The organism is Nostoc sp. PCC 9305 (assembly GCF_963920915.1).
Taxonomy (GTDB): Bacteria; Cyanobacteriota; Cyanobacteriia; order Cyanobacteriales; family Nostocaceae; genus Nostoc.
Map to the genome: position 1 here is coordinate 1 of NZ_CAWUDN010000107.1, position 20159 is coordinate 20159.

The following is a 20159-nucleotide window of genomic DNA, read 5'->3' on the forward strand; positions in this document are numbered from 1 at the left end:
ACTCCTAACTCCTAACTCCTAACTCCTAACTCCTAACTCCTAACTCCTAACTCCTCACTCCTCACTCCTCACTCCTAACTCCTAACACTTCAAGAAGCATACGCCACAGGATCGACAAGTCCCAATTCGGCAAAAGCTGCTAGCCGCAAGCGACAAGAATCACACACACCACAGGCGACATCTCCACCTGCATAGCAAGACCAAGTTAGTTCCCAAGGAACTCCCAATTGGTTCCCCAGTTGGATGATTTCGGTTTTTTTCAAGTTGATTAGGGGTGCAACAATCTTAATTGGTTGTCCCTCACGCCCTTGTTTAGTTCCCAGGCGAAAAACTTCCTGCATTGCTTGGATATAGTCGGGGCGACAATCAGGATATCCTGAGTAATCTAGGGCATTAACGCCGATATAGACACGTTCTGCTGCGATCGCTTCGGCAAAACCAAGAGCAAAGCTTAAAAAGATGGTATTACGAGCCGGAACGTATGTGACAGGAATATTTTGAGACATTTCATCCAGCGATCGCTCCTGGGGTAAATCAATGGCATTATCAGTAAGGGCCGAACCGCCCCATTGTCGTAAGTCAAAGTTAACTACCTGATGTTTTGCGATCGCAGCTTTTTGAGCGACACTGAGCGCTGACTGTAACTCTCGTAGATGTCGCTGCTGGTAATCAAAGGAAATAGCATGACATTCACAGCCATCAGCTTGAGCTTTATACAGAATTGTGGAAGAGTCCAATCCCCCAGATAACAAAATTACAGCTTTCATCTCGGTTACAAATTTTGGATTTCAAATCACTGCATCAAACCTTAACAAGACGCCAGAAAGCGATGCCAAGGAGAATTTATACTTAGGTCTTACTAAAAGGTTTAAAGTTAATAAAAATACATATATTTTTGTAGAAAGTGCAAAATCCAAAGCAAACTCGAAATATCTATACAAAAGATATTTAGATTACGGGAACCGATCGCAAACTTTGAAATTCTTCATAAACATAGGCTCTATGTTACCATCTGGATGGTTTTAGACGGATCGTAACCGGCTTTCGAGTATAAACGCCAACGGCCGTAGCGTCTCTAAATTTGGTGGTTGAGGAGAGAATAATAGTGCAAAATAGCATGTCAGTGGCAGAACCGAATCCATATACACAGCGCAACCAGCCACGACCAATCCGCATAGGCGTGATTGGAGTGGGTAACATGGGACAACACCACGCTCGCGTGCTGAGTTCAATGAAAGATGTTGAACTAGTCGGAGTGGCAGATATTAACGTCGAGCGAGGATTAGAAACTGCCAGCAAGTACAAGGTGCGTTTTTTTGAAGATTACTGCGATCTGCTACCCCTTGTGGAAGCAGTTTGTGTAGCTGTTCCCACCCGTCTGCACTATGCCGTGGGCATCAACTGTCTGTTAGCGGGAATTCATGTTTTAATTGAAAAACCGATCGCAGCCAGTATTTCTGAGGCAGAGTCTTTAGTAAATGCCGCAGCTGAGTCTGGGTGTATCCTGCAAGTAGGTCATATTGAGCGTTTTAACCCAGCTTTTAAAGAACTGAGCCAAGTTCTAAAAACAGAGGAATTACTGGCGCTAGAAGCCCACAGAATGAGTCCTTACTCAGATCGGGCAAACGATGTTTCAGTTGTGCTGGATTTAATGATCCATGACATCGACCTACTTTTGGAATTAGCTGCTTCCCCAGTCACAAAATTGACTGCTAGCGGTACTCGCTCCCTAGACTCTGGTTATTTAGATTACGTAACCGCCACTTTGGGGTTTGCCAATGGTATTGTTGCTACTCTGACTGCTAGTAAAGTCACTCACCGCAAAATTCGTCGGATTGTCGCCCATTGCAAAAATTCATTTACTGAGGCAGATTTTCTCAAGAATGAAATTTTGATTCACCGACAAACGGCTGCCAATTCTCTCACCGACCACCGACAAGTACTTTACAGACAAGATGGTGTAATTGAAAAAGTTTACACCAGCAATATTCAACCACTGAGTGCAGAATTAGAACATTTTGTCAACTGCGTACACGGTGGCAATCAACCTTCAGTAGGTGGCGAACAAGCTCTCAAAGCCCTGAGACTTGCAAGTTTAATTGAGCAGATGGCTCTGGAAGATCGAGTTTGGAATCCCTTAGACTGGCAATCGGAACCAAGGGTACAATCTTTGACCCCCACAGTCTAGAAGAAGAGGGGATCAGGGGGATCAGGGGGACAAGGAAGGTGAAATTTTCTCCCTTCTCTCTCCGTACTACCTCACAGCCCCAACTTCAGCAGAAAACCTAGAATATGTTTTTAATTTTGCCATAAAATCTTTAGATCCTTCTTAGTCCTTTTAAAAAAGCAGGCTAAGGGGGATCTAAAAAATTAGAAAACAAAACCTACTGGTTCGTTTGATTAATTTTGTGAGGTTCGTAGTGAGCGATTTATCGCTCAATCTTAATGGCTAAAGGTACTTACGAACTTTTACAGCGCTTTGCAACTAAATGAGGTACAGAACCAAGGATTCACAAATCAAATTATTCTTCTGCCTCCTGCCTCCTGCCTCAAAACCAGTGACTTTGTGCCTCATGCAAAAGAAAACTGCTGTATAACTCTCAACATTAATGAAACAGACACCTAGCTTCCAATTGTCTGACTTTGTTTTTCAGTTGTGATGCCAATTTTTAGTGCAGCCAAATTACCTTGACTCTAGCAAGCAGGAATAATTACCCTTTAAAAAAGCTAAAGCTGAATTTAGCTCCAAGACTAGTCCAGCAATTTCAGGAATTGACTCAATGCTTGAATGGATAACTAATACTATCAATTATTTTGGCTATTGGGGAATCGCCCTACTAATGTTTTTAGAGAACCTTTTTCCCCCCATTCCTTCAGAATTGATTATGCCACTGGCTGGATTTACAGCCAGTCCATATCAACCAGGAGGGGCAAAGCTAAATATTATTGGTGTATTTTTCGCAGGACTTTTGGGTTCTGTATTGGGCGCACTTATTTGGTACTATCCGGGTAAGTTTTTGGGTGAAATCCGTTTGAAAGCTTGGGCTGACAAGTATGGCAAATGGCTGGCTATATCCAGTAAAGATATTACCAAGGCCAAAGAGTGGTTTGACCAACAAGGTAAAACAGCAGTATTAATTGGTCGTCTTGTGCCAGGAATCCGCACCTTGATTTCTGTTCCCGCAGGTATTACCAATATGCCTTTGCTACCATTTTTGTTTTACACAACATTAGGTAGCGCTGCTTGGGTGGGTTTGTTAACATACTCAGGATACATATTGGGTAGTCAGTATGAACTTGTGGACAAGTACCTTGCTCCTGTATCTAAAATCGTACTTGGCGGTTTGGTTCTAGCATTTGTTTTCTGGATATTCAAGCGCCAGTTAAGACGCACTAGACGCACTAGAAGATGAAACAAGGACGCTTTTGGTTTGAAAGCAGTGAAAGCAGGGGTTACATCTGGCCAAAATTCGCCTACACTATGCCAAATAATACTAGATGTGCGTTGGCAGAGCTTACCAGAGGTATCGCCAGAATTAATTTTTGGCGTATTTCTAGCTACACTTGACGCAACCTAGAATTTCTGGTTGCTCGCATTTTTGTAAGATGAGCATGACAACTTTTTACAGTTAAGTTTGAACTAGGAGCTTTCATGACAGACCAACCTTCCGCCGCTAACCCTATGAATAGTGCTGCTATACCCATGAATAGGCAGCCGTTAGCATCGACTCCCATAAATGCTGTTAATAATAATCCTCCTTCCAGTATCAAGCCAGTCGGAGGTTCTGGGAAAACCATTCTCAGTGTTGATTTAGGCAGAACTTCCACAAAAACTTGTGTGAGTCGCGAACCAGGCAGTGTGGTGTTCGTACCTGCCAACGTCAAGCAGATGTCAATCGAACAAGTACGCGGTGGTGTTTTTGAAGCCAGGGCTACTGACCCCTTAATGGATTTGTGGCTGGAGTATCAAGGAAATGGATATGCTGTTGGTCAACTAGCAGCCGATTTTGGGGCGAATTTAGGAGTCGGACAATCTAAGGTAGAAGCCGCACTGGTAAAAGTTTTAGCAAGTGCTGGCTACTTCAAACTCAGAGACGATATCTCAGTTGTACTTGGTCTGCCTTTTCTTTCTTTAGAGCAATTTGAAAAAGAAAAAGCACAATTGATTAGCCAAGTAGGTGGCCCTCACGTGTTGAACTTCCGAGGCGAATCTGTGTCGCTGAACGTCAGTAAGGTATGGGTCATGCCAGAAGGCTACGGTAGCCTGTTATGGTCTGAAGCTCAACCCAAGAAAAACCCTGGTAGTCCCGATTTTACAAAAATATCGGTGGCGATCGTCGATATTGGCCATCAAACCGTCGATCTTTTGATGGTAGATAACTTCCGTTTTGCCAGAGGTGCTTCTAAGAGCGAAGACTTCGGGATGAATAAGTTTTATGAATTGGTGTCCGCCGAAATCGAGGGAGCAGATAGTCAATCTCTAGCGTTGATTTCCGCTGTGAACAAACCCAGAGGTGAACGCTTTTATCGTCCTAAAGGCGCTAGCAAGCCCACCAACCTAGACGATTTTCTTCCTAACCTTACGGAGATGTTTTCTCGCGAAATCTGTAGCCGTGTGCTAGCCTGGTTGCCAGAACGCGTCACCGATGTGATTCTTACTGGCGGGGGTGGTGAGTTCTTCTGGGACGACGTTCAACGTCTGCTCAAGGAAGCAAAGATTAATGCTCATTTAGCAGCACCTTCCCGTCAGGCGAATGCTTTGGGGCAGTATATTTATGGAGAGGCACAATTATCCTCCAATCGCGCTGCTAGGGCATAAAGCTGATGTTCCAATGGTCAAAAAAGGTAGTTAAATCCGTCACGTTCAACCCAGAGCTTGCTGATGAAAGCTTGTTAGCGCAAGTAGAAAGTTATTTGGAAAAACAACCAGACAAGACTTTCAGCGACCTCTGTAAAGAAGCCTTGTGGCAATCTTTATGTGTACCGGAATCTGTACAACCTGCTCCACAAACAGCAGTAAACACACCGATTGATCAACAAATCGGTGAACTGCAACGTCAAGTGGCTGGACTTGAGGAACGTTTTTTTGCCAAGGGATCTAATCGTTTGGAGGCGATGGAACATCATCTACTGCAACTTTCTCAACAAGTTGCACAACTGGCGCTCATAGTCAACGATCGATCGTTCATTCCGTCTCCAAGTCAATTAGAAGTAGTAAATAATACTTCTTATACTGTTGCTACTCCTCCTCAAGAGGTTGACCCCGTAATCAGTCGCCTTAGTCAGTTTCTCGATGATTTTTAAGGAAAAATCAGGTTTGTGAGCAGTTTTTGCTCATATTAACAATCCTTAATAGTGAATACTATTAAGGATTATTAATGTTTATTGATATTTTTTAGAAGTGGAATTTCTGGCGGGAAGCGCCTTTGAGTCTTTGCAACTAATTAAGTTTGGTAAAAAAGCGATCGCGCATAGAGATTTCGCGGTGATTAAAATTATTGTAGCTGGGCGATCGCTCTTATTAACAAGCAGATTTTACTCAACACTAACTGTAAGTAATAACCTCTAGGAGAAGGGTATTATGCCTACGTCATTTTCACTCATATCTCTAATAGCGTCGTTGGATTATCTGCCGTCTTCCAAAGGGCTGCCGTCGTTGGATTATCTCCTGTTGTCCAAAGCGCTGCCGTCGTCTGATTATCTGTCGTTGTCTTAACTGCTGTCGTCGGATTATCTGCCGTCTTCCAAAGGGCTGCCGTCGTCGGATTCTCTGGTATCGTCTTGACCGCCGTTGAGCAATCAAAAGCTCTCCGGTTTTATTTCCAACCAGGTTGGCATCTGGCGCAACGCTCTGTTCATTCAGAACATTACTTAGATAAATATCTTTCGCTTCAGCTAATGAGGGCGGAGACACAAAGGCAAATAGCAACACTGCTATTGAGGATAGTTTCCTGAAACCTTTCATGTTTTTGCTTCTCTAAACTTTCGGTAATAACTTTATTAAAACACTTTAAAGTCTGAAAATTAGCGATCGCACACTTTTTTAAACTTAATTTAGTATGAAATTCAATATTGCAATTTCACCCTTTTGTATAATTGCAATTTATATAAGCTTATGTATATAAATAGTTATTATTTAACAGGATGTATTTTTTTTACCACATAGATAAAGTATACAGTTATTAATTAAACAAGCTATATTTTTTATTGTGAGATAGGTTCAAAAGTCTTACTGGACAAGGAAAATATTCTCCCAAATTTTGATTTAGAAAAACTTTAGATCGGACTTATCTCCATTCCACAAGATGTATCAAAACTGTATCAAGTACAAACGATAATTGCTAAATATTCTTAGCGGAAGCTGTAAATAATAATCTGTCACTGGATTTCTAGCTTCAGGCAACTATCTTGTTAAGTGCTGCGTTTTCCTATCTTCTGCTATCTTCTGCCTCACTTCTCTACAAAAGGCTGCACTTTCTCTACGAGACGCTGCGCGTAGCTTGCTTCCCCGCAGGGGTAAGACTACGCTCAATGACCATTTGCTTTCTGCCTCCTGTCTGATTTTTGAGCGTAGTCGAAACACTGCCTTACACATCCTTTAAGGATATCTTCTGCTACCTGCACCCACTACACCAATTTTATGGCGATAGGAGAGTTCAGCACCGAACCAACCAGAAGCACTGGTTAGCGTACCGACAACAAGCGAGATTAACAGTCCCCAAGGTACGATTCGGGATTCAGCGTTACCCAAGCGTATAAGAAAGTTGACGAGTGATAAAACTAGTATAGAAACGTTAAGTATCAAATGTGTCCAACCTGCGGTGCGCTTGCGGACTCGTTCAATTTTCAAAAAGTCGCTCAGACCGATCGCAGATGCAAGGATGCCTCCACCTAATCCAAGTCCGATTAACCATAGCGAAGCCCTAGCCCAAAAGAAATCGCCAGTTAACCAATAACCAATGTCACTTCCCAAGGCAGCAGCTAAAAATGCTATGGGAAAGATCACACTCAATGGGTGTAGAGGATGTCCAGCGATCGCAACTGTACTGGGTACACCAGTATCACGATACTCACTGTCGTTACTTTCAATAACTGGTGGAATATTTGGAAAAGGTGTTGAACCTGTTTGCGTTGTTTCTGTAGTTTCCATTATTAGTATCCTGAATTTACGAACGTTACATTTTTAAGCTGAAAGAATTTTTTCCACATAAGCTTCAGCCTGTAGGATTAGTTTGCCTACTTCTACTTTTAGTTGGTTGACTTGCAGACTCATGCCATCTAAATCAAAGTTACTTAGATTCAAAATTTCGCTAGTTTGATCGATCAAAGCTTTTGTCAACTCTGGCGATATTTCCTCACTTTCGCCATACTCGACATTTTCCAAAGCAACACTTTTTCCATTACTGCTAATTCTGGGGACTGCCGAAAAAGCAACTTGCTGATTGTCACCAGTTTCTACTAATTTTATGCTGGCATTTAGTGCTACTTTCTCATCACCCGGTAATCGAAAATCTACATTTTGAGGTTCAATAGTCCTCAGTTGTCCGTTAATATGTATTTTTTGACTTTGCAGTTGCGAGCGCACATATTCGGAGTTGAAAGCACGATTGATATCAGCTTCGGTTAACACAACCTGTGCATTAGCTTCAGTCGGTTTAGTTAGTTCGATTTTACCAAAAGCCACACTTAGAGGATTAATGGCAACATTAGTCATTTGCATTTCCAATTCCTCCATACGGAGGTCTTTTTGGATAACTAAACCTTCACCTTCAATCGTGACTTCATCCACCTCTCCCTGAACCAGTTTCAGCGGGTCTACCTTAATGTCTACATCTAAAATTTCTACTTCATCTAATTGACTAGATAATCCTATTTCTGCCGCTTTATTGAGCGCTTGCTCTCCTAATCCAGGATTGTCTGGCATTATCTAAATTAACTCCTAGTTTAAAGCACATCCTTGAGTAAATTTAATAAACTAACAGCAGAGTTTTATCTATCTGGCGATGGAATATAGATTTAAATGTTGTCTATCTAATTTCAAATTTCAAATTTCAATTTTCCCTTTGTACCCTTTTTATCCTTTATTACCTCTGCACTTGGAGCGATTTGTTATAAAATTGACACAAACCCAATATTTCGGTTGAGTTATTCTGACTGCTAGAACTTTTTTATACAATGCTCTCAGAACGTTTTACCGCAGCCCTTACCTACGCCACCCAACTACACGCTAACCAAGTTCGTAAAGGTTCTGGCGTCCCTTATGTTGCGCATTTATTAGGTGTCGCCAGTATTGCTTTAGAATACGGGGCAAATGAAGATGAAGCGATCGCAGCCCTCTTACACGATGCGATCGAAGATCAAGGTGGCGCTGCAACACGAGAAGAAATTCGTCGTCGCTTTGGTGACAATGTAACGGCAATTGTAGATGGTTGTACTGACGCTGATACAACTCCAAAACCCCCTTGGCGACAGCGTAAGGAGGCATACATTGCTCATATTGCTACTGCTTCCCCATCAGTTCTGCTTGTGTCATCAGCGGATAAACTTTACAACGCCCAATCTATTCTCAAAGATTATCGCATTTTGGGCGAATCACTTTGGGAACGTTTTCATGGGCGTAAAGAAGGTACTCTTTGGTATTATCGGGCGCTTTTAGAGGCTTTTAAAAAGACTGAAAGCACTGTAATAATTGAGGAATTAGAACGGGTAATTTTGCAAATTGAGGTGTTAACATCTAAATAAAAAATTTATTGATCCAGAAGTAGATAAAAAAAATCTATCGAAACTAGAGAAATAGATTTTTTATCAACCCGATATAGTCATGTTTATCAGGAATAAATTTAGGCTTTTAGATTCTCTCTCTAGATAAAAAATCTTTCTCTCGATAGATAGGTGTACTAACATTATTATGGCTGCTATGTTACCAGTATGACGATAGTAAGACAAAACACCCTAAATCCAACTGTAAATCCTTCAGTAAGTCCTCCAGAAAACTTAGCAGAAAAGTATATGGAAGCAGAGCGTATGCGTGATGTTCTGCTTTTATTGCAAAACTTAATTAACAGTGAAGAAGCTACTGTAAAATTAATTCTGGATTGTCTTTATGATGTTGGTTCAGTCAATTTGATTAATCAAAAGCTTCGCTTAAAACCTTTAAACAGGGTGATGAAATTAATTGCCCGAATGTCTAAACCAGTTTTTAGAACCTTAGCTTTAAATTGGTTTAAAAAGAACTGTCCTCAACTGATTACTAATTGGCTGCACACGCAAGTATCGTTTGAAAATCCCCAAAAGACACCCGAACAAGTAGCTATTGAAGTTGTACAACTGGAACCATATTCCATACCACAGACAGAAAATCTGAGCCAAGAGATTAAAAATCTGCGCTCTCAGGTAAGATGGCTGGCTGGAATTTCAATAATTGCGATCGCTGTTTTAGTAGTAAAAGCCGCCTGGTTAAGCTGAAACCTATGAATGATGAATTATGAATGATGAATTATGAATGATGAATATTATGCCTCTACCCAAACCAATCTTGGAGGACATAGAAATACACCTGCTCTTGGAAGGTGTCTATCAGTACTACGGTTATGACTTTCGCAATTATGCTCTTTCCTCGCTCAAGAGACGTATTCAGGGCTTTATGCAATTAGAAGGGTTAGCAAATGTTTCTGCATTGCAAGAGCGTTTACTCCACAACCGCCCCTATTTAGAAAGATTTTTGCTGGCTCTGACAGTGAATGTCACATCAATGTTTCGCGATCCCAGCTTTTATAATACCTTCAGAAATCAGGTTATTCCCTTCTTACAAACCTATCCGTTTATTCGCATCTGGCACGCTGGATGTTCAACTGGTGAAGAAGTTTATTCAATGGCAATTTTACTGCAAGAAGAAGGACTTTATCACCGTTGTCGCATATATGCTACTGATACGAATGAGAAGGTATTACAAAATGCCAAAAGTGGGATTTTCTCGCTGAAAACGATGCAGGAATATACTCAGCTTTATCTAAAAGCTGGCGGCAAGAAGTCTTTCTCAGAATATTATACAGCAGCTTATGACAATGCTATTTTCCGCTCGTCCCTAAGAGAAAATATTGTTTTTGCCCAGCATAATTTAGCAACTGATAGTTCTTTTAATGAGTTTAATGTGATTCTTTGTCGTAATGTCCTGATATATTTTAATCAGTTACTCCAGAAACGGGTACACGAACTGTTTTATAATAGCCTTTGTACTTTTGGCATCTTGGGTTTGGGAAGACAAGAATCTATCAGATTCACCTCTTATGAACCTTACTATGAAGAGTTAGTCAAGGGTGAGAAAATATATAGGAAAATAGCAGGTGGGTGAAAAGAATGCTTTGAATGGGTAATTGAATTATGAATTATCCTAAAATAACTAATAGCCAATACGCCGAAAGTTATGAATAAAATTGCACTCGTTGTCAAAAGACAGTCTGTCAAACATTTTTTATTGTGTTCAGAAGATAGATTTAGCGATCGCTTAAGGTAAATTACACATTAAAGTACTAAAGGAGATTGTCGATGCAACTTCTCGAATGTCCTCCTGTTGCAGTCATTGCTGGAGAAAATGCGGTTCATGTTTCTCAACTACCTTCTATATGGCAAGACATTGCTAGAGGAACCACGAGTGTCGGACTTTCCCAACCCCAAAGCTATGTTGAGATGGCACAGCTATTTTTGTATAAATTAGAACGTGGTGATGTTGATTTATTTAGCGATCGCCCCCAACTAGCTCACCTAATACCTTCATTTTCTCAGTTATTTGCACAACTGGCATGGGAAACCTTAGAGTTTTTTGGGCAAGACTTTCTCAAACACAGCTATCCGAACTTTGCAGAAATTCTCCGTGATGTGGAGTCAAAAGGAATCGATTACGCTGATGAAGTAAAAGTGGCTCGTATTGGCATAGATTTGTTCAATGAATTTGGTTATGAACTACCTGCTAGCTTTTATCACGTGCATTTAGCACCAATTTACCGCGATCATGTTTTTGAAGAACGTGCCTTACGATTCGATCAACGCGATATTGAGCATAAACGTGCTTGGGATGCCATACTCCATGCAGGTAAGGTATTTGCTATTCAAATGAAGGTGCAAAGTATTGCTTCTAAATACGGTTTTACTTATCAGCATGGCTGCGGTTGCAACTCTCACCTATCTTCCATTGATGTATCTCGTGGGGCGTTTGAATATGAATTGAGTCCCGACAAGCGTCAGCGATGGATTCGCAGTTTCATCTGGACTGCTTGGTACGAGTATGCCTTCTTTGCGATCGTACCTAATACGAGTTATTTGGTTTAATAAGAAAGGAGTCAGGAGTCAGGAGTCAGGAGTCAGGAGTCAGAATGGAATTGTGTGCGACTAGTGGATAGCGCAAGCAGGTTAGCGAGTGCGCCTCCCTTACAGCGAGGTACACGCAGCGTCTCGTAGAGAATATCTTGATTCTTACCGGAGGCGGAGCGTCTCCGGCTCTACTCCTAAGTTCTGACTCCTGAATTCTGACTCCTGAATTCTCCTTCAAGAAATCGGTTCAAAAACCATTTGCGGAATTAAGACTTCATCTTGTAATTGTCCAACACCTAAAAAGCGAGTCTCTTCTTGATAAACTCTTACTATCCCAGTAATATCAGAATTTAGAGAAACTCGCTGGCCTTGACACCATTTTTGAGCAGATGTTGCTGGTAAAGTCACAGACAACAAATGTTGTAACGCTGCATCAGGGGCGAGAGGTTGAAATGTCTCGGCTTGCAATTTAGCTTCTAAGTCGGAAAAAGTGAGACTATCTGTTAAATCGAAACCACTGCTTTCGGTACGGAGCAAAGCCGCAAGAGTGCCACCAGTTTCTAAGATTGCACCTAAGTCACGAGCGATCGCTCTAATATATGTACCAGATCCACAGGCGATCGCCACATCCAATTCGGGAAAATCTCCTTCTCTCCAATCCAAAATTTCTATCTGAAAAATTTCCACTGTCCGCACTGGAACTTCCACCATTTTCCCTTGGCGGGCTAAGTCGTAGAGACGTTTTCCATCCACTTGAATTGCACTATAATTCGGTGGGATTTGCTCAATCTTGCCTTCAAATTGTGCCAGTGCAGTTTTCACCTCTGCTAAACTCAATCCAGCACAAGGTTGAGAATTAATGATTTCACCTTGTAAATCATCGGTTGTAGTCCGCATACCCAGACGAATGGTAGCCTTATAAGCTTTGTTTTCTGGCAGATATTGCAATAATCTTGTGGCTTTACCAAGTGCGATCGGTAAGACCCCTGTTGCTGCTGGATCTAAGGTTCCCGCATGTCCTACACGTTTGAGGCGCAACAATTTTCGCACCCGCGCTACGCAGTCGTGGGAAGTCCAGTCAAATGGTTTGTTTAAGTTGAGAAAACCTTGAAATAACACAAAATCAATACTAACAGCTTCTAAACTCTATTAAATACTTATTTAATGCTCAAAGCATTAATATTTAGCAATTAAAGTTTATCGAAACAGAATTCAGGAGTCAGAATTCAGGAATCAGAATGAATTCTGACTGAAAAAGCGAATAGCGAGTCGTAGAGAGCGTCTTGATTCTGAATTATGAATTTTGAATTCTTCTTCAATTAAGTATTATTTTATAAGTATCAAGACATTCTCTAAGCACTTTACCGAATAATATCCAAAAAGTGCAAATAACGCCGAGTATTTTCCGCAAATATCACGATGTCATTTCTAACTTCCAAGACATAAAACTGTAATAATCAAGAAATTTCATAGAAAACTTCATGAAAGTTTTTATTGTGAATCAAAGATTTTACCTGTAGCGCGTTTAGCAAAACAACTATCAATAGCTTTTAGGAACATAAATCAAATGAAAAAATCAATTTTCACTACTACATTACTTTTTTGCTCTATGTTGATTGTGAGTTGTAGTAACTCAGGCAATAGTGCTTCTCAAGAGAATAAAGTTAATCCAGCAAATACTGCAACAGCTACGCAAGTGAATTCTGAATCTATTTCTGTAAATCAAGTAAAACTAGATAATAGCAAAAAAACTATTAAGTCAGCATCAACTGAAAAAACATCTCCTAAAAACAATCAATCTAAGGAAATTAAAAACGATAATCCAATTTCTGGTACTATCAAAGATATGCAAAACGGAGATTTAAAATGCTACGTTACCGTTGTCGATGAAAATGGCAAAGTATATGAAAGTGTCGGTGCAACCTTTGATGTTTGCGAACCAGAGAAATACGTCAATAAAAAAGTAAAAATGTCTTATTCTCTAGAGAACGTCAGTGATTGCCAAAGTTCTGAGCCTTGCGGGAAAACAATCAAAGAATGGTTGATTAGCAAGATAGAAATTCAAGAGCAATAATTACAATATGCTTTTGAAAATTATCTACATCAAGTGGATGATGGAGATAGTTGACCAGTTGGACATATTTTCGGTAAGCTAACTGTAACTTTAGTTCCTTGCCCCACTTCACTAGACAAAGTAATATTACCACTATGTAACTCGACACAAGCTTTAGCGATCGCTAGCCCTAAGCCTGTACCAGGAATTGTGTCAACGTTACTTCCACGACTGAAGGATTGAAACAAATTTTCTCGATCTGCCATCGGGATACCAATTCCACAGTCTTTGATGTAAAAAATTGCTTCTGATTCTTTGCCAATCAGGTGGAATTCTACACTACCTCCTTCTGGAGAGTACTTAATTGCATTGGACATTAAGTTAATAAAAATTTGTTGCAAAAGTCCGCGATCGCCCCAAAAATCATGATGATTACCAGTAATTTTAAAAATCAATTCGTGGCGATCGCCTACTGTTTCTCGCTCTTGTTCTAAAAGATCAGAAAAAAATTGTAGTAAATCGACTGAGATTGGTTGAAACTTGGGTTTTTCCAGTTCAAGTTGGTTAACCAGAAGCATATTATCCACAAGTTTGGACATATACCTGGCTTTCTGTTCAATGATTCCCAAGAACCTGTGTTGTTTAGACTCATCTAATTGCTGGCTATGTTTTACCAAAGTTGATGCCGCAGCCAGAATTGAAGTTAGCGGCGTTCGATACTCATGGGAAACCGTTGTAATTATTTGGGATTTAAATACATTGAGTTGCTTTTCTTTAGCAAGGGCTGCTTGAGTTTGGGCTAACAATTCCGCCTGTTGAATAGCGATCGCTAGTTGTACTGATACTTCATTGAGCATTTCTGCATCATCAGTTTGCCAGTGTCGCTCCCCAGAATTATGGTGAGCAATCAATAAACCCCAAAGCTTGGGGGTTGGGTTCCCATTGTTGCTCAGATTAATCGGAACTACCAGATTTGCCTTAGTATTAAATTGCTCTTTTAGGCTGACACAATTACACAAGCCAAGCTCATAGATATAAGGGATTGGAGAAGGTATGCCCCCCTCTGGAGATAAGGGGTAATGCGGATTGGGCACAAGAGGCAGAGGGGCGGAAGGGCAGAGGGGCACAGGAGAAAAACCTACTGCAACTTCCTCCCTACTCCTCTGCTCCTCTGCCCCTCTGCTCCCCTGCTCCCCTGCTCCCCTGCTCCCCTGCTCTCCAGTCCCAGTCCCAACGCGATCGCACAATGCCACAGTGCGGTATGACTCAACTGATGAGGCGACTATCTTACCATCTGTATCTGGGGCAAACTGATAAACCATCACGCGATCGCACTTCAGAAGTTGCTGAACTTCGGCTACAGCTGTATTCAAAATTTGCTCTAGGTTAAGAGACTGGCGAATTCGTAAAGCAGTTGTGGCAATTAGGCGTTGTCTCTCCTGAGTTTTGAGCAGTTGGGCTTGCAAGCACGACTGCTTAATGGCGTTGCGGACTGCTAGTTGCAGCACATCCTGTGTAAGATTGTGCTTGACTAAGTAATCTAAAGCACCCCGTTTCATTACCTGCACAGCGATTTCTTCATCGCCGCGCCCTGTCAACATAATCACGGGGATAGAAGTCTTAAATATCTCCTGCTGCATCCGATCGAAGAGTTCTAACCCGCTCATATCAGGTAGGCAAAAATCCAGCAAAATGACATCGCAGCGTACTTTTTGGCACAAAGCAAGTCCTTCTTCTGCACAGTCTGCCTCCAAAATCTGGTAGGACTGGTGCGGATCTTTCAAAAGATATCGACGATAGATTTTCCGATCTGCGGCACAATCATCGATGATAAGTAGCGTCCATGTGTCCAACATAAGGTTATGAGGATCAGGGAGCCATATAGATCCCTTTTATCCAGATTGTGTTTTCTTGCATAATTCTAAAAATAATATAAAATAAGTGTAAATAAAATCTAAATTCTTTAGTAATCCTAAAGAAACACCAAATAGTCAAAAACAGGAAAATGGGGAAAAAGAATCTAACAGAGACAAACAGACACAGTGACTCAAAGAGGAAGATGTCTCTGTGTCCTCTGAGCCGTCTCTTTTATGATCGTTTTTCCCCCACCGCTACATCAACAAAAAATAAACGAATTAATCCAACACAGGCGGCGTATTGGCTTCAAGCCAGTAGTCTACAAATGCCTGGATCGTCTTTTTTAGTTCCAGAGCATCCATCGGTTTTACCAGATATCCATTTGCGCCCTTTTGGTAGCACAATTCAATATCCTTGGGGTTAGATGATGTGGTAAAAACAACAATGGGGATTCCCTTGAAAGTCTTATCTTGTTTGAGCCGATCTAAAATGTCACGCCCATCAATACCTGGCAAATTGAGATCTAGCAAGATTACAGAGGGTCGTAATACTACTTTTGAGTTAGGTAGGTCTTCGCCTTTAGTGTAGGCATCGTTCCCCAGTTGATAGAGAAACTCTAAAACCTCATCTCCATTAGTACAACGGTGTATGGGATTCTGGACGGACATACGCCGCATCAGACGTTGCAGCATCCGAAAATCTTCATTGCTGTCCTCAACAACGAGCAGCGGTTCATGAAGTTTTTTTGTCATTCTTGGTCTTAAAAGAGCTTAACAAAAATATATATTTGGTTACTATCTTAAACTATTCCAGCGTAAAATAAAAAATTGAGCCAACGCCTACGGTAGATTCAACCCAAATTTGACCGTTATGAAGCTCAACAATCTTCTTAACAATAGCTAGTCCCGCACCTGCTCCTCCACCGTACTTTTCCTGAGAATGGAGCCGCTTAAATAATCTAAAGATAGTTTCTAAGTGATGGTGTGGAATTCCAATACCATTATCTCGGATATAAAATATTGGGCATGGGGCATGGAGAAGAGGCAGAGGGGCAGAGGGGCAGAGGGGCAGAGGGGAAACTACTGCAACTTCTCCCCTGCTCCCCCGGTTACTGAGCGCAGTCGTTGGCGCAGCCTCTCGTAGAGAAGTATGCCCCTCTGCTCCCCTGCCCCCCTGCCCCTCTGCCTCTTCTTGAGAAAAGTAGCCAATCTCAACCCATTGCTCCACCTTATCGTTATATTTGAACGCATTACCAAGCAGATTACTGAAGACTTCATTAACCAGCACTCGATCGCACAAAACTGTTGGTAAAGGCCGAGGAATGCGAATATCCACAAGCCCAGAGTCTTGGCGACTAGCACGAAAAACGTCAATTACTTGGTTGAGTAATTCGTTGAGGTCAGTTGCTTGCAAGCGCAGTTGGGCTTGTCCTAACTGCGAGAGTCGCAATAGAGCATTAATCAGAGTTTCCATGCGTACAGACAAGGCTACTACTGTTTGTAAGCACTCAATGCCGTCATCATCTAATACTTGGGCATAGTCTTCTAGCAACACTGTCGAGAAGTTATAAATGCCCCGCAAAGGTTCCTTGAGGTCATGGGAAGCCGCGTAGGCAAAGGATGCTAGCTCTTGGTTGCTGCGCTCTAACTCCAGGTTGATTTTAGCTAATTCATCCGCTTTCGAGAGTACAATACCAACGATCGCATTTCTCAAAGCGATCGCACTGTCAAGTTCGCAAGCTTTCCAAGGTAGAGAAGTTAGTCTAACCGTTTCTTGCCATTGTTCAAAGGATTTTCGGGGAGATAAGGTAAAGCTACCATCTGGCTGTGCTTGCATGGATTCCTGTGGATTTCCTGCCCAGTGTACTGTTTGAATAACTTCCGGGCGAAACCAAAGGATGTAATAGCGCCGAATTTTAGATATCCGCAGTAACAACAAGCCACTAGCAGCATCTTTAAATATCAGCGCCTCTTGGTAAAGCTTTGGCAGAGAATCAGTGGAAAATAGGTTGTCACTAACTTGAGTATCCGCCCATTCAATGAGTGCCCGAACTTCATCAATATTCGGTGTTGTTCCCACAAGGGTAATTTCATTATCCAGACAAACCGCCGCTCCTGAAGCACTAACAAGATCGAGCAAGCGGATTTCCGGTTTGATTAGGGCATCGATAAAATTGTCTGCTTGGGAAATAGATTCTAGGAACTCTGACTGTAGCGATTTGAGTTTTACTTTATAATCCCATTCCGAGTGACTAATTTTGTGCGCTAATTCTGAAGATGCAATTTGTCCCAAAAATTCGCACATCTTACGGACTTCGTAAGAAATATACTTCGGTGTTTGATGGTGGCAGGATATTAATCCCCAAAGCTTCTGCTCTTGAATAATTGAAATCACCAAAAGAGCCTTCACTCCCATATTTTGATGATATTCAGTACAACACCAATCAAAACTCCGTAGCAGACAGTAGCTTAAGTCAAGATCCTGATGTGTTGTCGGATTTTCCGTTGGAACTAGTTTGACAGGTTCGGCAGTCAAATCGGGGAGAAATCGGAGAAAGCAGCGCGTGTATAACTCCCTAGCCTGCGCTGGAATATCTGTAGCGGGATAGTGGAGTCCTAAATAAGGTGATAAATCTTCTCGTTTAACTTCTGCAACAACAGAACCCGCTTCTGACTCGTCAAATTGATAGACCATCACCCGGTCGAAACCGATGATTTTTTGGACTTCTTCAGCCACTAAATGCAAAAATTCTCCCAGATTGGATGTCCTTTGCATTTTAGCGATCGCTTCACTCGCAAAACTATGAAAGTTTAAGAAACTCATCTCAAATTCCGAGTCAGTTGGTTCTAGCTCCAGAATCACAGCTTCTTCTGTACGATGAGCAATAGCATCAAAGTATATTTCTCCATATAAAGTATTTATTAATACTTTAAACGCATTAGTGCTGCCAATCTTTTTTACTAAGCACTGCTTGACAATTTCCACTGGCTGAGGTTCAAGTAAATAGCTCAAAGGTTGACCGAGCAAATCTTCTGGAGCTTTGCACAAATACACTTGGGTATTGTTGCTAACTTGTAGGATCTCTAACTGATTACTGAGTGCCAGGAGAATGCCATGAGGTTGAATAGAGCCAGGTATGTGAATAGGTTTGCGATCGTGGTTAGTCAGGGCAGTAGCTTGGGCTGTAGTATATTCCGGCTGGCTCATAACTGAACTTATGTAAAGCTAGTTTTTAAAATAGCGTAATTAAATGTCATATTTCTTTAAAGTATATGTCCTGAAGTATGAATGCGATCGCATATCATCTGTGCTTGTTAAGGTTCAGGACTTACGCAAAATACCTCTCAAACTCTTATTCCTCCGTGTTCTCTGTGCCTCTGTGGTTCGATTTTCCGTTACCTGTGCGTAAGTCCTAAGGTTTTTAGAGTAATAGAATTAGCTCTTTGCGAAAGTTTTCACTGGCAAGCAATAACAAAAACTGTTATTATAATGTCTATTCTTGTTATGAAGAAATAGATGTATGAATATTTCCCTTACTCCTGAGTTGGAAGCCTTCGTCCAAATGCAGGTTGAGTCCGGCTTGTACCATTCTCAAAGCGAGGTGATTCGGGAGGGGTTGCGTCTTTTGAAACGCTTTAACGACCATTCCGAGGAATATAAATTGTGGCTCAATGAGCAAATTGCTATCGGTCTTTCGGAGCTTGATAATGCACAAGGTCTTCCCAAAGAAGGTGCGCGAGAGCGCATCCGCAATAAAGCACAACAATCGATCAAAAAATCGTTGTGACGAACCCAAAACTTTATATTCTCTCCCCGCAAGCTGAAAACGACCTTGCGGGGATTTATGCCTATATCGCGCGAGATAATTCGGATGCCGCCGAACGGATGCTGGACAAACTTCTTTGTGCCTGTGAATTACTGACAGACAACCCCAGAATCGGACAGTACCGTTACGACCTGACTCCGCTTCCCGTCCGTTTCTGGTTGGTGCAGCCCCGATATTTCCTGATATACAGAGGTGAAAACCCCGTTGAAATCGTGCGTGTACTGGCAGCAAACATGGATATTGTGCGGGAACTCGCTGGAGAATAATTAGAAGATGGTTTTCGGTACGTTATGGAAGCCGTAACATAGCGAAAATACAAATTATGGTATATTCAAAGTAGATACGTAAAATCATCCTAAGTAAGCGCATCAAGCTGCAAAAGTTTTATATTTAGGTGTGAAATTCTCTAAGAAAGCATTTATTTTGAGGTAGTTATGACTACAGTTGTTACGAAGTGGGGAAACAGTCTAGCTATTCGACTTCCGAAAGCTTTGGCTGAACAAGTTAATGTCAAAGAGGGGACAGACATAACTTTCAGCATTTCAGGCAATAGTATTGTCATCACACCGCAGCAGCGAAAAAAATATACGCTTGATGAATTATTGGAAGGTATGACTCCAGATAATTTTCATTCTGAAATAGATACTGGATCTGCTGTGGGGAATGAAGTTTGGTAGTTAAACCATACATTCCAGATAGAGGTGATATTGTCAAGTTAGACTGCGGAACTACAAAGCAAATTACGGCTGATTCGATCCGACGTGTATTAGCTCTGAGAACATCAGGAATGTCATTTGAAGATATTGCTGAAACGCTTAATGCTGAACTAAAACCTCAAGGGCGTGAGCAGATGGGCTATCGTCCTTTTTTAGTTATGTCGCCATTAAAATACAATCGAATGGCTTCTATAGTTCTAATTTGTCCAATTACTAATCAAAAAAAAGGTCTTAACTTTGAGGTTCCGCTTCCTGACGGAATGATAACCAGTGGCGTGGTGCTAGCCGATCAGATCAAATCACTAGACTGGAAAATTAGAAAGGTTTTGTTTGTAGAGAAAGTTGAACAGGAGTTAATTGAAGAAGTGCAAGCAAGAATTGAGCCTCTAATTTTGTAAAG

22 protein-coding genes are annotated in these 20159 nt (G+C 41.4%); 14 read left to right on the top strand and 8 right to left on the bottom strand.

What is annotated here, in order from left to right:
- Window positions 1–89 precede the first annotated feature (89 nt).
- Complete coding sequence (gene queC, locus ACM0OX_RS28895; protein ID WP_414518436.1) at window positions 90–767, bottom strand: 7-cyano-7-deazaguanine synthase QueC; 678 nt, start codon at window positions 765–767, stop codon at window positions 90–92.
- Between the two features lie 338 nt (window positions 768–1105).
- On the opposite strand from queC, the gene ACM0OX_RS28900 reads away from it, so the two are divergent.
- The 5 genes from ACM0OX_RS28900 to ACM0OX_RS28920 all read left to right on the top strand — a co-directional run bounded on the left by ACM0OX_RS28900 (window position 1106) and on the right by ACM0OX_RS28920 (window position 5569).
- Window positions 1106–2188, top strand: coding sequence for a Gfo/Idh/MocA family protein (locus ACM0OX_RS28900; protein WP_099102323.1), 1083 nt, complete (start codon window positions 1106–1108; stop codon window positions 2186–2188).
- 592 nt (window positions 2189–2780) lie between these two features.
- On the top strand, window positions 2781–3413 hold the full coding sequence (locus tag ACM0OX_RS28905) for a DedA family protein (RefSeq protein ID WP_414518438.1): 633 nt from the start codon (window positions 2781–2783) through the stop codon (window positions 3411–3413).
- A gap of 239 nt (window positions 3414–3652) precedes the next feature.
- Entirely contained in the window at window positions 3653–4819 is a 1167-nt protein-coding gene (locus ACM0OX_RS28910; RefSeq protein WP_414518439.1) for a ParM/StbA family protein, read from the top strand.
- Between the two features lie 5 nt (window positions 4820–4824).
- Window positions 4825–5304: a plasmid segregation centromere-binding protein ParR gene (locus tag ACM0OX_RS28915; RefSeq protein WP_194042537.1), complete on the top strand. Its 480-nt coding sequence runs from the start codon at window positions 4825–4827 to the stop codon at window positions 5302–5304.
- Between the two features lie 97 nt (window positions 5305–5401).
- Window positions 5402–5569 carry a hypothetical protein gene (locus tag ACM0OX_RS28920; RefSeq protein ID WP_414518440.1) on the top strand — a complete coding sequence of 56 codons (168 nt, stop codon included), beginning with the start codon at window positions 5402–5404 and terminating at the stop codon, window positions 5567–5569.
- A 39-nt stretch (window positions 5570–5608) separates the two neighbouring features.
- On the opposite strand, the gene ACM0OX_RS28925 is transcribed toward ACM0OX_RS28920, so the two are convergent.
- The 3 genes from ACM0OX_RS28925 to ACM0OX_RS28935 all read right to left on the bottom strand — a co-directional run bounded on the left by ACM0OX_RS28925 (window position 5609) and on the right by ACM0OX_RS28935 (window position 7924).
- Window positions 5609–5965: a hypothetical protein gene (locus tag ACM0OX_RS28925; protein WP_414518441.1), complete on the bottom strand. Its 357-nt coding sequence runs from the start codon at window positions 5963–5965 to the stop codon at window positions 5609–5611.
- 633 nt (window positions 5966–6598) lie between these two features.
- Window positions 6599–7150, bottom strand: a complete 552-nt coding sequence (locus ACM0OX_RS28930) for a DUF2231 domain-containing protein (protein ID WP_414518443.1) — start codon at window positions 7148–7150, stop codon at window positions 6599–6601.
- 33 nt (window positions 7151–7183) lie between these two features.
- Window positions 7184–7924 carry a DUF2993 domain-containing protein gene (locus ACM0OX_RS28935; RefSeq protein ID WP_414518444.1) on the bottom strand — a complete coding sequence of 247 codons (741 nt, stop codon included), beginning with the start codon at window positions 7922–7924 and terminating at the stop codon, window positions 7184–7186.
- Between the two features lie 251 nt (window positions 7925–8175).
- Here ACM0OX_RS28935 and ACM0OX_RS28940 point away from each other — a divergent pair, with 251 nt between their 5' ends.
- From ACM0OX_RS28940 to ACM0OX_RS28955, 4 genes are all read left to right on the top strand, one after another.
- On the top strand, window positions 8176–8742 hold the full coding sequence (locus tag ACM0OX_RS28940) for an HD domain-containing protein (protein ID WP_414518445.1): 567 nt from the start codon (window positions 8176–8178) through the stop codon (window positions 8740–8742).
- Between the two features lie 186 nt (window positions 8743–8928).
- Entirely contained in the window at window positions 8929–9465 is a 537-nt protein-coding gene (locus tag ACM0OX_RS28945) for a hypothetical protein (RefSeq protein ID WP_414518446.1), read from the top strand.
- Between the two features lie 49 nt (window positions 9466–9514).
- Window positions 9515–10351, top strand: coding sequence for a CheR family methyltransferase (locus ACM0OX_RS28950; RefSeq protein ID WP_414518461.1), 837 nt, complete (start codon window positions 9515–9517; stop codon window positions 10349–10351).
- Between the two features lie 194 nt (window positions 10352–10545).
- On the top strand, window positions 10546–11325 hold the full coding sequence (locus ACM0OX_RS28955) for a hypothetical protein (protein ID WP_414518447.1): 780 nt from the start codon (window positions 10546–10548) through the stop codon (window positions 11323–11325).
- Between the two features lie 216 nt (window positions 11326–11541).
- On the opposite strand, the gene truB is transcribed toward ACM0OX_RS28955, so the two are convergent.
- On the bottom strand, window positions 11542–12426 hold the full coding sequence (truB, locus tag ACM0OX_RS28960) for a tRNA pseudouridine(55) synthase TruB (protein WP_414518448.1): 885 nt from the start codon (window positions 12424–12426) through the stop codon (window positions 11542–11544).
- 448 nt (window positions 12427–12874) lie between these two features.
- On the opposite strand from truB, the gene ACM0OX_RS28965 reads away from it, so the two are divergent.
- Window positions 12875–13381 carry a hypothetical protein gene (locus ACM0OX_RS28965; RefSeq protein ID WP_414518449.1) on the top strand — a complete coding sequence of 169 codons (507 nt, stop codon included), beginning with the start codon at window positions 12875–12877 and terminating at the stop codon, window positions 13379–13381.
- Between the two features lie 29 nt (window positions 13382–13410).
- Here the strand turns inward: ACM0OX_RS28965 and ACM0OX_RS28970 are convergent, their stop codons facing one another.
- The 3 genes from ACM0OX_RS28970 to ACM0OX_RS28980 all read right to left on the bottom strand — a co-directional run bounded on the left by ACM0OX_RS28970 (window position 13411) and on the right by ACM0OX_RS28980 (window position 18424).
- Window positions 13411–15216, bottom strand: coding sequence for an ATP-binding protein (locus ACM0OX_RS28970; RefSeq protein ID WP_414518450.1), 1806 nt, complete (start codon window positions 15214–15216; stop codon window positions 13411–13413).
- A gap of 279 nt (window positions 15217–15495) precedes the next feature.
- Window positions 15496–15969, bottom strand: coding sequence for a response regulator (locus ACM0OX_RS28975; RefSeq protein WP_099102797.1), 474 nt, complete (start codon window positions 15967–15969; stop codon window positions 15496–15498).
- Window positions 15970–16021: 52 nt separating this feature from the next.
- Window positions 16022–18424: an ATP-binding protein gene (locus tag ACM0OX_RS28980; protein WP_414518451.1), complete on the bottom strand. Its 2403-nt coding sequence runs from the start codon at window positions 18422–18424 to the stop codon at window positions 16022–16024.
- A gap of 313 nt (window positions 18425–18737) precedes the next feature.
- On the opposite strand from ACM0OX_RS28980, the gene ACM0OX_RS28985 reads away from it, so the two are divergent.
- From ACM0OX_RS28985 to ACM0OX_RS29000, 4 genes are all read left to right on the top strand, one after another.
- A complete protein-coding gene (locus ACM0OX_RS28985) occupies window positions 18738–19004 on the top strand; it encodes a type II toxin-antitoxin system ParD family antitoxin (protein WP_414518452.1) in 267 nt (88 codons plus the stop codon).
- On the top strand, window positions 19001–19309 hold the full coding sequence (locus tag ACM0OX_RS28990; protein ID WP_334897124.1) for a type II toxin-antitoxin system RelE/ParE family toxin: 309 nt from the start codon (window positions 19001–19003) through the stop codon (window positions 19307–19309). The genes ACM0OX_RS28985 and ACM0OX_RS28990 overlap by 4 nt, the downstream gene beginning before the upstream one ends.
- A gap of 168 nt (window positions 19310–19477) precedes the next feature.
- Window positions 19478–19720 carry an AbrB/MazE/SpoVT family DNA-binding domain-containing protein gene (locus ACM0OX_RS28995; RefSeq protein WP_104900084.1) on the top strand — a complete coding sequence of 81 codons (243 nt, stop codon included), beginning with the start codon at window positions 19478–19480 and terminating at the stop codon, window positions 19718–19720.
- Window positions 19714–20157 carry a type II toxin-antitoxin system PemK/MazF family toxin gene (locus tag ACM0OX_RS29000; protein ID WP_414518454.1) on the top strand — a complete coding sequence of 148 codons (444 nt, stop codon included), beginning with the start codon at window positions 19714–19716 and terminating at the stop codon, window positions 20155–20157. The genes ACM0OX_RS28995 and ACM0OX_RS29000 overlap by 7 nt, the downstream gene beginning before the upstream one ends.
- The last annotated feature ends 2 nt before the right edge of the window (window positions 20158–20159 follow it).